At 32.7% G+C, this 15,849-nt stretch carries 12 protein-coding genes; all 12 read left to right on the top strand.

Annotation, left to right across the window (positions count from 1 at the left end):
* The first annotated feature begins 8 nt into the window (after positions 1–8).
* The 12 genes from dnaG to BMX18_RS01350 all read left to right on the top strand — a co-directional run bounded on the left by dnaG (position 9) and on the right by BMX18_RS01350 (position 15,771).
* A complete protein-coding gene (gene dnaG / locus BMX18_RS01405; protein WP_074564789.1) occupies positions 9–1,817 on the top strand; it encodes a DNA primase in 1,809 nt (602 codons plus the stop codon).
* An 8-nt stretch (positions 1,818–1,825) separates the two neighbouring features.
* Positions 1,826–2,935, top strand: a complete 1,110-nt coding sequence (gene rpoD / locus BMX18_RS01400; protein ID WP_024343868.1) for an RNA polymerase sigma factor RpoD — start codon at positions 1,826–1,828, stop codon at positions 2,933–2,935.
* Between the two features lie 22 nt (positions 2,936–2,957).
* Positions 2,958–3,293, top strand: a complete 336-nt coding sequence (locus tag BMX18_RS01395) for a metal-sulfur cluster assembly factor (protein ID WP_039696672.1) — start codon at positions 2,958–2,960, stop codon at positions 3,291–3,293.
* Between the two features lie 150 nt (positions 3,294–3,443).
* A complete protein-coding gene (gene cps2T / locus BMX18_RS01390; protein WP_074560552.1) occupies positions 3,444–4,598 on the top strand; it encodes a beta 1-4 rhamnosyltransferase Cps2T in 1,155 nt (384 codons plus the stop codon).
* Positions 4,588–5,523, top strand: coding sequence for a glycosyltransferase family 2 protein (locus BMX18_RS01385; protein ID WP_093814753.1), 936 nt, complete (start codon positions 4,588–4,590; stop codon positions 5,521–5,523). The genes cps2T and BMX18_RS01385 overlap by 11 nt, the downstream gene beginning before the upstream one ends.
* The gene (locus BMX18_RS01380) at positions 5,520–6,326 is read left to right on the top strand and encodes an ABC transporter permease (RefSeq protein WP_074560549.1); all 807 of its coding nucleotides are present in this window, start codon (positions 5,520–5,522) and stop codon (positions 6,324–6,326) included. Before BMX18_RS01385 ends, BMX18_RS01380 begins: the two co-directional genes overlap by 4 nt.
* The gene (locus tag BMX18_RS01375; RefSeq protein ID WP_074602281.1) at positions 6,326–7,546 is read left to right on the top strand and encodes an ABC transporter ATP-binding protein; all 1,221 of its coding nucleotides are present in this window, start codon (positions 6,326–6,328) and stop codon (positions 7,544–7,546) included. Before BMX18_RS01380 ends, BMX18_RS01375 begins: the two co-directional genes overlap by 1 nt.
* Positions 7,543–8,862 carry a glycosyltransferase family 2 protein gene (locus tag BMX18_RS01370; RefSeq protein ID WP_074602278.1) on the top strand — a complete coding sequence of 440 codons (1,320 nt, stop codon included), beginning with the start codon at positions 7,543–7,545 and terminating at the stop codon, positions 8,860–8,862. The genes BMX18_RS01375 and BMX18_RS01370 overlap by 4 nt, the downstream gene beginning before the upstream one ends.
* Positions 8,859–10,637, top strand: coding sequence for a rhamnan synthesis F family protein (locus tag BMX18_RS01365; RefSeq protein ID WP_093814751.1), 1,779 nt, complete (start codon positions 8,859–8,861; stop codon positions 10,635–10,637). Before BMX18_RS01370 ends, BMX18_RS01365 begins: the two co-directional genes overlap by 4 nt.
* Complete coding sequence (locus tag BMX18_RS01360) at positions 10,621–13,089, top strand: LTA synthase family protein (protein ID WP_093814749.1); 2,469 nt, start codon at positions 10,621–10,623, stop codon at positions 13,087–13,089. The genes BMX18_RS01365 and BMX18_RS01360 overlap by 17 nt, the downstream gene beginning before the upstream one ends.
* Positions 13,090–13,105: 16 nt before the next feature.
* Positions 13,106–14,848, top strand: a complete 1,743-nt coding sequence (locus BMX18_RS01355; RefSeq protein WP_093814747.1) for a hypothetical protein — start codon at positions 13,106–13,108, stop codon at positions 14,846–14,848.
* Positions 14,845–15,771 carry a glycosyltransferase family 2 protein gene (locus BMX18_RS01350; RefSeq protein ID WP_093814745.1) on the top strand — a complete coding sequence of 309 codons (927 nt, stop codon included), beginning with the start codon at positions 14,845–14,847 and terminating at the stop codon, positions 15,769–15,771. The genes BMX18_RS01355 and BMX18_RS01350 overlap by 4 nt, the downstream gene beginning before the upstream one ends.
* Positions 15,772–15,849: the final 78 nt, after the last annotated feature.

Here is a 15,849-nt window from a genome sequence, read left to right as displayed (position 1 = left end):
AAACTAAAATGGGAATAGTGCGTGGAGGTGATCTTTTGGCAATTGACAAAGAGTTAATTACCGAGATAAAAAATAGCGTTAATATTGTTGATGTTATTGGCGAAGTGGTCAATCTTACACGTGCAGGACGCAACTATATAGGATTATGTCCATTTCATAAGGAAAAAACGCCATCTTTTAATGTTATTGAAGACAAGCAGTTTTTTCATTGTTTTGGTTGCGGAAAATCTGGGGATGTTTACAAGTTTTTAGAGGAATATCATCAGATTAGTTTTTTAGAGAGTGTTCATCGTGTCGCTGAACGTGCTGGAATTCCTTTGCAGGTTGAAACACAGCAAGCACAAGCAAAACCGCAAAATCCTAACCAAGTTCTTATTGATATTCATAAGGATGCGGCTAAGTTTTACAATGCTGTTTTAAAAACAACCAAAGAAGGTCAAGAAGCGAAAGCTTATCTAGCGCAACGTGGTTTGACGGATGAATTGATTGATTATTTCAATATTGGATTGTCGCCAAATGAGCCTGATTTTCTTTATCAATCTCTTGCAAAACGTTATGAAGAGAATGCTTTGATGGCTTCAGGTCTTTTTAATTTGTCTGAACGCACCAATCGTGTTTACGATGCTTTCCAAAATCGTATCATGTTTCCTTTGACGGATGATAACGGTCAGGTGGTTGCTTTTTCTGGGCGTATTTGGACGAAAGAGGATTTAGACAGTCAGCAAGCTAAGTATAAGAACACAAGGTCGACAGCTTTATTTAATAAGTCTTATGAATTGTATCATCTTGATAAAGCTCGTCCGGTTATGTCTAAAAAACATGAAGTTTACTTGATGGAAGGTTTCATGGACGTTATTGCGGCTTATCGCGCTGGTATTGAAAATGCTGTTGCCTCGATGGGGACGGCATTAACACCTGAGCACGTCAGACATTTAAAACGATATGCTAAAAAAGTTATTTTAACATATGATGGTGATAATGCTGGGCAGAATGCGATTGCTAAGTCTTTAGAGCTTTTAAAAGATTTTAATGTTGAAATCGTGCGAGTTCCTGAACAGATGGACCCAGATGAGTTCATTCAAAAGAATTCACCTCAAGCTCTGGCTAACTTGCTTGAAAATAGTCGTATTAGCAGTACTGAATTCTTTATTCATTACTTAAAACCGGAAAATAGTGATAATCTCCAGGCTGAGATTGCTTATGTGGAAAAAATTTCTAGGATTATTGCACAATCGCCGTCAATTACAGCACAAAATTCGTATATTAATATGGTGGCTGATTTATTGCCTGACTTTGATTATTATCAAGTTGAACAGTCGGTAAACAGCGAGCGACTTCAAAATCGTTCAGCTCTTCAGTCGGAAGCTGCTAAGCAAAGAGTGACGGTCGTTGAATTGCCAATATCAAAGAATATCTCTGCGATTATGAAAGCAGAGAGTCAATTGATGCAACGGTTGTTGACGCATGATTATCTTCTTAATGAATTTAGAAATCGGGAAGAATTTACCTTTGATACCCAAGAATTGCAGACACTTTATGATTTGTTGATGCAACAAGGTGAGGTGACTTCCTATGATTTAGCGCAGCTAGATGACCGAACGCGGCAGATGTATTATCAAGTGTTAGAAGAAAATCTACCAGAAGATGTTGCCCCTAATGAAATTGAGGAAATTATTCAAAAGCGCAATCGACTACTTCAAGAAAGAGATTTGCAAAAGCAAAGTAAATTAATTCGTGAATCTAGCAATCTCGGGGATGTTGATGCAGCACTTGCGGCTTTGGAAAATCTCATTGCTCAAAAAAGAAAAATGGAATAGAGGAAAATATGGCAAAAGAAAAAGAAATTACTACTTTTAATGTTCAAGTTGCAGAATTTATTCGTAATCATAAAAAGAACGGAACAGCTGTCGATGACGAAGTGACAGAAAAATTGGTTATTCCATTTTCACTCGATGCTGATCAAATTGATGACCTTTTGGAACGTTTGACAGACGGTGGTATTTCAATTACTGATAAAGAAGGTAACCCATCAACAAAATATGTTGTTGAAGAACCAAAACCTGAAGAACTAACTGACGAAGAGTTGCTTGGTAGCAACTCTGCTAAAGTTAATGACCCAGTTCGTATGTACCTTAAAGAAATTGGGGTTGTACCTTTGTTGTCAAGCGAAGAAGAAAAAGAATTGGCAGTCGCAGTAGCTGCAGGGGATCTTCAAGCAAAACAACGTTTGGCAGAAGCTAACTTGCGTTTGGTTGTTTCTATTGCTAAACGTTATGTTGGACGTGGTATGCAATTCCTTGACCTTATCCAAGAAGGTAACATGGGATTGATGAAAGCCGTTGATAAATTTGATTACTCTAAAGGTTTCAAATTCTCAACTTATGCAACATGGTGGATTCGTCAGGCTATTACACGTGCGATTGCTGACCAAGCTCGTACAATCCGTATCCCTGTTCACATGGTTGAAACAATCAACAAACTTGTTCGTGAACAACGTAACCTTCTTCAAGAACTTGGACAAGATCCAACGCCAGAACAAATTGCTGAACGTATGGATATGACGCCTGATAAAGTTCGTGAAATCTTGAAAATCGCTCAAGAACCTGTTTCTCTTGAAACACCTATCGGTGAAGAAGATGATAGCCATCTTGGGGATTTCATTGAAGATGAAGTTATTGAAAATCCAGTAGACTACACAACTCGTGTTGTTCTTCGTGAACAACTTGATGAAGTCTTAGACACATTGACTGACCGTGAAGAGAACGTCTTGCGCTTGCGTTTTGGTCTCGATGATGGTAAAATGCGTACATTGGAAGATGTTGGTAAAGTCTTCAACGTGACGCGTGAACGTATTCGTCAGATTGAAGCTAAAGCACTTCGCAAACTTCGCCATCCGAGCCGTAGCAAACAGCTCCGTGATTTTATCGAAGATTAAAAAATAGTCAAGAGGTTCGCTTATGTCTGAACAAAAATATACAGAAGAAGATGTCGCAAAGATTAAAGATCGTATCCTTGAAGCTTTGGAAACAGTTATTGACCCTGAATTAGGGATTGATATTGTTAATCTAGGGCTTGTTTATGAGATTCGATTCGAGCAAAATGGACACACTGAAATTGATATGACCTTAACAACAATGGGGTGCCCACTAGCAGATCTTCTTACCGATCAAATTCACGATGCAATGCGTGAGATTCCTGAGGTAACTAATACTGAAGTCAAATTGGTATGGTACCCAGCCTGGTCAGTTGATAAAATGAGTCGCTATGCCCGCATTGCTTTGGGAATTAGATAAAAGATGACGCCAGTAGAAATGCTGGTGTTTTTTGTGTGAAATTTCCACCAGATTCCCTATATTCTCAAGGGGCTTTCGTTTTTCCATCGCCAGCTTATTTAAAATATGGTATAATATTTTTGATTGTATTTTAGAATGGAGAAGTGTGCCATGCAACATGTATTCATCATCGGAAGTCGAGGCTTGCCTGCGAAATATGGTGGCTTTGAGACTTTTGTTGAGGAGTTGGTAAAAAATAAGCAGAGCTCAGATATTGTTTATCACGTCGCTTGTTTGAGTGATGATAAACATCATACGCATTTTAAATATGAGGGCGCAGATTGTTTTACCATCAAGGCACCTAAAATTGGTCCAGCACGAGTGATTGCCTATGATATGATGGCAATTACTTATGGACTTCAAATGGTAAAAAGATCTGGTATTGAACACCCTATTTTTTATATTTTGGGTAACACAATTGGGGCATTTATTGCACCTTTTGCTTGGAGAATTCACGCTCTTGGCGGAAAAGTTTATGTCAATCCAGATGGTCTTGAGTGGAAACGCTCAAAATGGTCAAAACCGGTTCAAGCTTATTTAAAATATGCTGAAAAATCGATGGCTAAAACAGTTGATTTGGTTATTTCAGATAATATTGGTATTGAAAACTATATAAAAGAATCTTATCCAGATGCTAAGACACGTTTTATTGCTTATGGAACGGATTTGAAAAAATCAACCCTAACAGCTGATGATTATAAGGTTAGAAAATGTTTTGATAATTGGAAAACTAAGGAAAATGGCTATTATCTGATTGTTGGTCGATTTGTGCCAGAAAACAATTATGAAACAGCAATTCGTGAGTTTATGAAATCAAATACAAGACGTGATTTGATTATTATTTCTAACCACAAAAATAGTGCTTATTTTGATAAGTTGAAACATTTGACAAACTTTGAACGTGATCACAGGGTTAAGTTTGTCGGCACTGTATATGATCGTGACTTACTGAACTACATTCGTGAGAATGCTTTTGCTTATATCCACGGTCATGAAGTTGGTGGAACAAATCCTGGTTTGTTAGAAGCTCTAGGACATACCAAGTTAAATCTTGTGCTTGATGTGCCTTTCAATAAGTCAGTTGCAGGAGCAAGTGCTTTTTATTGGAATAAAACATCAGGTAATCTCTCATGTTTGATTAATGACGCCGATGGTCATTATGATTTTACGGAATATGGCAATCGTGCGCGTGCCATTGTTAAACAAAATTACACATGGGAAAAAATCGTTGGAGAGTACGAGGGACTATTTTTAAATGAAGATTAATATTCTCATGTCTACCTACAATGGTGAACAATTTTTGGCTGAACAGATTGAAAGCATTCAGAAACAAACAGTCAAAAATTGGACTTTGTATATTCGTGATGATGGCTCTAGTGATACTACACCAGAAATTATTAAGCACTATGCGCAGCTTGATTCACGTATTGTTTTTATTAATGCTGACAACCGTGAAAATTTTGGTGTTATTAAAAACTTTTATACCCTTTTAAAACATAGCAAAGCTGATTACTATTTCTTTTCTGATCAAGATGATATTTGGCTAGAAGATAAGTTAGCTGTGACTATAGCAGAAGCGCAAAAGTATGATAGTCAGAAACCTTTATTGGTTTATACAGATTTGAAAATTGTTGATCGAGATTTAAATGTTTTACATGAAAGTATGATTAAAACACAGTCTGATCATGCCAATACTGAGTTGGTTCAAGAATTGACTGAAAACACAGTAACTGGTGGTACAGCAATGATAAATCATACATTGGCTGAATTGTGGACATCAACAGAAGATTTGTTGATGCACGATTGGTATCTTGCTTTGCTTGCTAGCGCTTTAGGTAATCTTGCTTATGTTGATTACCCAACGGAATTGTATCGTCAACATGATGCTAATGTATTAGGGGCGCGTACATGGACTAAACGCATGAAAAATTGGATTAAGCCTCATAAATTAGTTGAAAAATATTGGTGGTTGATTAATGCTAGTCAAACTCAAGCACGTTTTTTATTAGATTTAGCATTGACCCCTGAAAAAAGAGACTTGGTTGAAAATTTCACAACGATTATGGACAAGCCACTGATTCAGCGAATAAAAACATTGAATCAGTATGGCTTACGCAAAAATCGTACCTTCCATACGCTTGTGTTTAGAACATTAATTATTACCAAATTTGGTTATAGGAGAAATAAATGAAGTTCTTTAGTAAAGAAAATAAAATCTTATTAAAAGAAATGGTAAAAACGGACTTTAAACTGCGCTATCAAGGTAGTTTAATTGGGCATTTGTGGTCAATTTTAAAACCATTGATGCTTTTCACAATTATGTATTTGGTGTTTATCCGTTTTTTGAGATTAGATGACGGAACACCTCATTATGCAATTGGTGTGCTTTTAGGTATGGTAACATGGTCATTTTTCCAAGAAGCTACCAATATGGGGATGGTTTCAATTGTAACTCGTGGTGACTTATTACGTAAATTGAATTTTTCTAAGGAAATCATTGTTATCTCTTCAGTAGTTGGTGCAGCTATTAACTATGGTATTAACCTTTTAGTTGTATTTGTTTTTGCACTAGTTAATGGTGTTCACTTAAGTTGGAACTTTTTAGTCATTATTCCATTGTTTATTGAATTAGCCATGATATCAGCGGGAGTTGCTTTTATTCTTGCAGCTTTATTTGTTAAATATCGTGACTTGGGACCGATTTGGGAAGTTGTAATGCAAGCTGGAATGTATGCTACACCTGTTATCTATTCATTGACTTTTATTATTCAAAAAAATCAGTTTACCGTAGCAAAATTAATGATGCTAAACCCACTTGCACAAATCATTCAAGATATGCGTCATTACATTGTTTATTCAGGTAGCATGCGTGGTTGGGAGTTATATAACAATCATATTTGGGGAGTTATTCCTTACATCCTTCCAGTTTTAATTCTTATTGTTGGATATTCAATTTTCCATAAACATGCTAAGAAATTTGCGGAGATTTTATAATGTCAGATAAAGAAATTGCAGTAAAAGTTGATCATGTTAGTAAATATTTTAAACTACCAACTGAAGCAACTCATAGTTTACGTACAGCTCTAGTTAATCGTTTTAAAGGAGTCAAAGGTTATCGTGAGCAACATGTCTTAAAAGATATTTCATTTGATGTTCACAAAGGAGATTTCTTTGGGATTGTTGGTCGTAATGGTTCTGGTAAATCAACACTTTTGAAAATCATTTCACAAATCTATGTTCCAGAAAAAGGAACAGTTACGGTTAATGGTAAAATGGTGTCATTTATTGAGCTTGGAGTTGGTTTTAACCCTGAATTGACAGGACGAGAAAATGTCTACATGAACGGTGCCATGCTTGGGTTCACAACTGAAGAAATCGATGCCATGTATGATGACATCGTTGAGTTTGCTGAGCTAGAAGATTTTATGAATCAAAAGCTAAAAAACTATTCAAGTGGTATGCAAGTCCGTTTAGCCTTTTCAGTTGCCATTAAAGCCCAAGGTGATGTGCTCATTCTTGATGAAGTGCTTGCTGTAGGTGATGAAGCTTTCCAACGTAAATGTAATGATTACTTCATGGAACGTAAAGAAAGTGGTAAGACAACAATTCTTGTTACCCATGATATGGGAGCGGTTAAGAAATATTGTAACCGCGCTGTTCTTATTGAAAACGGTTTGGTTAAAGCATATGGTGATCCGTTTGATGTTGCCAACCAATACAGCTACGATAATACAGCTCCTTTGAAGGAAACTCAGAAGGAGCAAAATCAAGATGATAGTGCTGAAAAAGTAAAACCAAAGGTTGAAAATTTCAAGCTAGAATTATTATCTTCTAATCAGATTACTCCAAATGATGATATTAATTTTAAAATTGAGTATGATGTGATGGAAGATGTTGAAACATATATTGGACTATCGTTAACTGATATTGATCGTAATGTATGGATTTATAATGATAATACTTTGGATAATAAGACTAAGGGCACTGGACATAAAACAGCTTATTATTCATGTAGATTATCTTCAGTCAATAATTTGAAATTAAAATTGGAAGTGACTGTTAGAGATGTTGATGGAAATATGCTTGCATTTACAGATGCTACAACAAATCCTATTATTGTAATCAACAGAGATGATATTGCATCGGATGATATTTCTGCTTTAGATTCTGCAACAGGTATAATTCAAAGAAATGGAACTTGGAAGTTTAAATGAGTGAGACTTTAGTATCAGTTTTAGTAACTTGTTATAACCACGAAAAATACATTGAACAGTGTTTAAGGAGTATATTTAACCAAACTCATAAGAATATTGAATTAATTGTATTAAATGATGGGTCAACAGATAATTCAGGTCAGGTTATTAAGGAAACTCTTAAAGATTCTCCCTATAACAAAACTCATTATTTCGTTCATGACAATTCAGGAGTGGTAAGAACCAGAAATAAGGGCTTACAATTAATAAATGGTGATTTTTTTCTTTTTGTAGATAGTGATGATTATCTTGAAGAAAATTATGTTTCAGAATTATTACACAGTCTTGAAAACAATGATGCTGATATTGCATATTGTAATTTAGTAAATCCTGAAAATGGTGCTGTGGTAGTACAAGCTAGAGATTTTGATTTAAATACATTCTTAGTTGGTAATTATATTTCGTCGACTTCATTAGTTAGAACATCTGTTTTAGGTGATGTAAAATATGACGATAGCATAAAACAACTTGAGGATTATGATTTCTTTTTAAATCTTGTTTTAGTAAGAAATGCAAAACCTATTGCTAATCATAGTACGTTTTTAAATTATCGAGTTTTTGATGTTTCACGCTCAGCAAGAGGTGATCTTCTAAAATTTTATGAAGCATATATTTATATATTGAATAAGTATCAGACAATTGCTAGTGATGAAATAGAACGTGCAATTGGTATTCATTTTGATAAAAATATTAATTTAGCTTTTGAAAACCAATATGTAAAAATCTATTATATTACTGATGGTGAAAATTTTAGTGAAGATAAAGTTCTTAAATTTAAGTTTGAAGAGAATGGATGCGTGCTGTTCAATCTTCCAGAAGAAGTAACTACAGTTAGAGTTGATTTGTCTGAGTTACCTAGTTTTTATAAGCGAGTTGCTTTGATTAATCAGGAATCTGATACAGAAATTTTACCAAGTTACTCAAATGGCGATATCATTGGGAATTATGTGATGTTTAAAGGTTATGATCCTCAATTGATTTATGATGTTTCTACATCCAGTCAAAAAACTTTTAAACTAGTTTATGAAATGTTTAATGTCGATGATATTAACCGTGATGATTACATTGCTAAAACTCTTTCTCAAGATTTATTACATCTACAAAAGCAAGTTAAAGAATTAGAATCATATAGAATTAATTACAAACAAGTGAATGATGAAAGACACTATTATAAACAGGAACTGGAGAAAATGATTGTTGCTTATAATTCAGTTACACATTCACGACGTTGGATAATTCCTACTGCTATTATTAATTTTTTTAGGAGAAAAAAATGAAACGTTTATTATTGTACGTCCATTTTAATAAGTACAATCATATTAGTTCACATGTGTATTACCAATTGACAAAAATGCGCCCACTTTTTTCAAAAGTGGTATTTATTTCAAATAGTTCGATTAATGATAACGATTATCATAAGTTGGTTGAATATCGATTGATGGATTCTTTTATTCAAAGAGAAAATATTGGTTTTGATTTTGCTGCTTGGCGTGATGGTATGACTACAGTTGGATTTGAAGAGCTGGCTACTTATGATTCTGTCACAATTATGAACGATACTTGTTTCGGTCCGTTGTGGGATATTAAAGATTACTATCTTGAGTATGAGAGTGATGATAGTGTTGATTTCTGGGGGCTAACAAATAATCGTGCTACTCCTAAATCTCGTTATACTCAAGGTTTTCGTGAACATATTCAAAGTTATTTTATTACATTTAAAAACTCTGTTGTTATTTCTCCAGAGTTTAAAAATTTTTGGGAAAATGTGAAAAACTATACCAATGTTCAAGAGGTAATTGATAACTACGAAACACAAGTAACGACAAAATTCTTGGATGCAGGATTTAAATATAAAGTCATTTTTAATACTGTAAATGAAGATGCAAGTCACATGTTGCATGCCGATTTTTCTTTTTACCATCCAACGGCAATTTTAAATCATAAAGTACCGTTTATCAAAGTTAAGGCAATTGATAATAATCAGCATATTGTACCCTATCTTTTGGATGAAATTGATAAAAAAACAGATTACCCAGTGGACTTAATTATTTCGCACATGTCTGAAATCAATTTCCCTGACTTTAAGTATTTGTTGGCTAGAAAGTACGTTAAAGAAGTCCCTGCGGTTTCGTTAACAGATAAAAAAGTTGCAGTGCATCTTCATGTTTTCTATGTTGATTTATTAGAAGATTTTCTGAATGCTTTTGAAAATTTCCATTTTAGTTATGATTTATATATTACAACTGATAGTGAAACTAAACAACAGGAAATTAAATCGATTTTAGATGAAAATGGTAAAAATGCTCGAATTTTTGTAACTGGAAATATTGGACGTGATGTTCTACCAATGTTGAAGTTGAAAGAATATTTATCTGGTTATGATTATATTGGACATTTCCATACTAAAAAATCTAAAGAGGCAGATTTTTGGGCAGGTGAATCTTGGCGAAATGAGCTGATTGATATGCTAATAAAACCTGCTGATAATATTCTTGCTAACTTTGAAAATGATAAATTGGGACTTGTTATTGCTGATATCCCGACTTTCTTTAGATTTAATAAGATTGTTGATGCGTGGAACGAACATTTGATTGCTCCTGAAATGAATGATTTATGGGAAAAAATGGGAATGACCAAAACAATTGATTTCAATGATTTCCATACATTTGTTATGAGTTATGGAACCTTTGTCTGGTTTAAGTATGATGCCTTAAAACCGTTATTTGATTTAGAATTAACTGATGAAGATGTTCCAGCTGAACCATTACCACAAAATTCTATTTTACATGCTATTGAACGCCTTCTTATCTACATTGCGTGGAATGAACATTATGATTTTAGAATTTCTAAGAATCCAATTGATATGACGCCGTTTGTAGATAACAAATTATATAATGAACGTGGTGATAGTGCTCCGCACACTTACGTAGACTTCACATACATGGGTGGTATAAAGGGTGCCTTTAAATATATTTTTATTGGCCCAGCTAGAGCTGTTAAGTATATTATTAGAAGGAGTTTGGAGAAAGTGACGCATGATAGAAAAGGTTAAAACTGCTTTTGGGGAAATAAATTGGTTGAAATACTTGCATAAAATTTTGTTATCAACATTTGCATTTTATATTTCTTTGACAATTGATGGCTACAGTATTTTAGCTGAAAATAATATTTTAAACAGTTATTCAGTTGTAAATCACTTTTTTATTATTTCAGGAATTTTGTCGATAATTGGTTTTTCGACTTATTTAATAATTGATTTAAACTATAAAAATTTTTTTAATTTATTTTTTGGGTTTATTGCATATCTGATTGTTTCCTATTTTTTATTGATTACACGAAATATAAATAATTCTGACTTCAATGTTTGGAAACTCACGGATAATCACTTTTTTGAATATCGTGGATTAATAGTTGTTGTTCTAATAATTATATTGAGTTTTATTATAAAAAGTATTTTAGATAAATTTTCATTAAAAGATTTATATGGTGCTTTTTTTCAAGAATATTATAAGTCAGATAGTATTATTTATTTTTTGATAGTTTTTATTATTTTGTCGGATAGTAAACTAATTCCAATTATTTCAAAGACTGTTTCAGATGGTAAAATTGCTGATTTTGTTCCAAAATTAACATTAAATGTTTTTCTTTCATTTATAACATTTTATTGTATAGTAAGAATTGTCTATAAATCCATAGAGGCAATCAGGAATAACAATTCCAATTTTTATTTGTCTGCAGCGACTAGTTTGTTATTCGGGGTGATTTTCAATTATACACTGCAGTATGGAGTAAAAACTGAGGGAGCGCTAATGGATATGTTTGTTTTTCCTGGAGCAACAGCATATCAAATTACTTTTATCTTTGTCTTTTGTATAATTGGTTATTTAATTATAAATAGGTATGTAATTACTACTTTTTTAGAGATTGTTTTTTGGGGTGTTATCTCACTAGTGAATTATTTGAAACAAAAAATGAGGAACGAACCATTACTTGTATCTGATATTAGTTGGCTTAAAGAAGCAAAACTTTTGACAAAATATATTGATGGAACAATTATTATTTATGTATTGATTGCAATTGTTTTTTTAATAGCTACAGCTGTTTTTTTACGAAAGAGATTTTTATCTGGTAAAATAATATCTAAAAAAAGATATAGGGGGATTGGAATAGGAATTGATATAGTTGTAATTACTTTCTTCTCTATGATAATGGTCAATGAGAGTGATGGTATTATAAATAATAATATTCCAATTCTTTCACAATTGAATAATAACTATAATGTATTCTGGTTAGGTAATTCTGTTCATGCAACCTATCGTTCTCTCGCATACGTATGGACTAAAGAATTAACATTTCCAGTAATGGAAACACCAGATGGTTATAGTAAAGAAAAAATTCAAAAAATTGCTAAGAGGTATCAGAGTGAAGCTGAGAAAATTAATGCTACTCGAACAGAGAAAATATCAGATCAAACTGTCATATATATATTGAGTGAGAGTTTAGCGAATCCTAATAGAATTCCGGGAATCACTACCTCTGAAAACGTCCTTCCATATATTGATGAAATAATCTCTAATACAACTAGTGGTTTGATGAAATCAGATGGGTATGGTGGGGGAACTGCAAATATGGAATATCAGACGCTTACAGGATTGCCAATGTACAATCTCTCATCTAGTATGACTTCTTTAACTACTGAAATTGTTCCAGAAATGACTTATATTCCTTCAATTAGTGATTCTTTTAAGAAAAAGAATAGAATTGCAATACATTTGGGTGATGCTCAAACCTATTCAAGGATAAATATGTATGATAAAATGAACTTTGATCAATTTATTGCTGGTCAAAATGGAACAATGAAAGCTAAGAACATGGTTGCTCTTGGACATTTTCCTAGTGATAACTCAACATACTCGACGCTTTTAGAAAACATTAATTTTAGTGAAAATCAATTCTTTTCTGTCATTACCTACCAAAACCATGTTCCTTGGTCTTATGATTATGACAAATTAATAACAGTTGCAGCAGATAAACTATCGAACGAAGAAATTGAACAGTTAACAAATTATGTAAATCTTTTACATCAAACAGATATTGATACAAAAGATTTATTGGATCAGTTATCCAATATTGACAAAAAGATTGTTGTAGTCTTTTATGGAGATCATTTGCCAGGATTGTATCCTCAATCATTATTTGATACAAATAGTCAATTGCAGTATAAAACTGATTATTTCATTTGGAGTAATTATCAAACTAAAAAAATGGATTATCCTTACGTAAATTCAAGCGATTTTTCTGCAGAACTACTAGAATATACAAATTCTAAGGTTTCTCCATATTATGCATTGTTGACAGATGTGTTAAAATATTCTAGTGTTGATAAAAAGATACTCGATGAAAAAGGAAAAGAAGTTGCAGATGACTTGAAATTAATTGAATATGATCTTAGTCAAGGGAAAGGTTATATCACTAATTATAATGGATTCTTTGAGATGAATTAGAAGTGGAGCTTAAAAATTGAAAAAGTTAAATACTATTTTGGATAAATTGATTAAACACAGTTATTTTACTTTATTGATTTATTCAATCCTGTTTACTGGAATATCATATATTTCAATAAATACAACGAGCCAAATATACGATTATTCTTTTCATTTGGCCAGAATTATTGGTTTAGCACAATCTATTCAAAACAATGATTGGCTGCCCAATCTAAATTTTTTATTTTTAAACGGAGCAGGATATGCTGTTCCAATGTTTTACGGAAATTGGATGTTTTATATACCTGCTTTGGTGTTCTTAGCAACTAAAGTAGGTACACTTGCATTTACTAGTTTCGTTTTTCTTCTAACATTAGCGACATCCTTTACCAGTTATTACACAGCATCTAAAATAACTGGTAGTAAAAAGAGAGCACTTGTATTTGCTATTGTTGCTCCTACTCTAACTACTTATTTTGGTTTTGGTATGACAGCAGTTGTTCCTCTAATACCATTACTTATCTATGCCATTTATAAAGTGCTCTACTTAGATGATTTGAATCCAATTCTCTTATCAGTGGTCGTTGCTTTATTAGTTCAAACTCATATAATTTCAACACTTGTTCTAGCAATTGCTTCACTTATTTTGGTAATATTGAATATTAAAAGATTAAGTTTCAAGAAAATAGTATCTTTTTTTAGTTCAATTTTTATAGCAATTTTGCTGAGTCTAGGTTTTATCTTCCAATACATAGAACAGAGCCAATCACAAGTATTTTTTGTAAATTGGAAGTTAAGGGATTTTCCGTTTCCAACAGCGGCTTTGATGACATCTGAAAATATAATTCAAATAGTAAAGAATTACTATTTTCCTTTATCATTGATTATTTTGTTAATTACTTTTATATATTTTAAAAAAATTAATACATTTTCTAAGCAGTTAGTTTTACTTTCGACCATTCTATTGGTAAGTTCAAGTGAAATTTTACCTTGGGAAAACTTTTTAAAATATTCATTTTTGGCTGTTTTTCAGTATTCAACTAGATTGATTTATTTTTTACCATTTTTTATTTTTATGGCGATTTGTTTTAGTGCTCCGAAAAAGTTCTCAATTATAGTTGTTTTTTTACAGCTTTTTGTATATCTTTTTACTAATCCATTTGCTTTTTTGCCGAACTCATCAAATTATGCTAAAAAGTATGGATTGATTGATAGTAATATAAATGTCATGAGAAGTCAGAATAGCAAAGCAGTAAATGCTTTTACAAATCCAACACTGACCACTTATGATACATCAGGTGACGAATATTTGAATCTTGACATTAATCATGAAAATGCTAGAAATGGAGTAATTAACCAGTTTGTTTATAATGAAAATTTAGTTCAACTTAATAATATTAAACAAGGTTACAATAATTTAGAATTTGATGTTGAAATGTCATCTTCAAATGAACAAAAAATAGTATTGCCAAGAATATGGTATAAAGGTTATTCAGCATATTATAGCAATGGCATAAAAGGGACTCAACCTAAAATTGAGTATAATAATTTATCTTTTGAAGAAAAGAAACAATATGTAGAAGCTAGAAAACCAGATATTACTAAAAAAGCACTTTTTGATGGTAGAGCAGTGATTAAAGTAAGTGGTAGTGGTCATGTCAGAGTAACCTATCAGAAAACTACTTTGCAAGTAATCGGCTTCTTATTAGAATTACTTAGTTTTATTATTGTTGGAGCTTATGTCGTAGTAAATTCTTTCAGATTGAAGGTGAATAAATGAAAAAACTATCTATTGTTGTTCCTTGTTATAATGAACAAGAAACAATCTATCCGTTTTTAGAGGAAACTCAAAAAATTGAAGCAAAAATGAAGGACCAATTAATTTTTGACTATATTTTTGTCAATGATGGTTCAAAAGATGAAACATTAAAGGTTCTTCGAGATGTTGCTAAGCGTTATGAAAATGTTCATTATCTTTCATTTTCACGTAATTTTGGCAAAGAGGCTGGTTTGTTAGCTGGACTTGAGGCTGCAGATGGTGATTTTATCACTGTTATGGATGCTGACTTACAAGATCCACCTGAGTTGTTGATGGAGATGTATCAAAAAATCAACGAAGGTTACGATGTTGTGGGAACTCGTCGTGCTGATCGAAAGGGAGAGCCAGTTATCCGTTCTTTCTTTTCAAAGATGTTTTACAAAATTATCAATGCTGTTTCTGATACAGAGATGGTTGATGGTGCGCGTGATTTCCGTTTGATGACTCGCCAAGTTGTAGACAGTATTTTAGAACTTCGTGAAGTTAATCGTTTCTCAAAAGGAATTTTCTCTTGGGTTGGATTTAATGTAACGTATATCGCTTATGAAAATCGCGAGCGCGTGGCTGGTGAAACATCATGGAGTTTTTGGAGCTTATTCAAATACTCTATGGAAGGATTTATTAATTTTTCTGAAGCGCCATTGAATCTTTCACTGTGGGCTGGATCAGTTTCATTTTTGGCTTCTATTCTTGGAATTCTATTTATCATTATTCGTAAACTTACAGTTGGTGGTAGTGTTTCAGGTTGGGCAAGTTTAGTTTGTATCATTTTGTTTATTGGTGGTATCCAGTTGCTTGCTTTAGGGATTATCGGAAAATACATTTCTAAGATATTCCTTGAAACTAAAAAACGACCAGTTTATATCGTCAAAGAAAAAGGATAAAATTTAATATTTTATAAATTTTTTTAGCTGTTTTTCCGAATTAATATAGTGTACAACATTATATTATAAAGGAGAACA

The organism is Streptococcus sp. 45, assembly GCF_900108865.1.
Taxonomy (GTDB): Bacteria; Bacillota; Bacilli; order Lactobacillales; family Streptococcaceae; genus Streptococcus; species Streptococcus ruminicola.
This window is presented reverse-complemented; position numbering and strand designations above follow the sequence as displayed.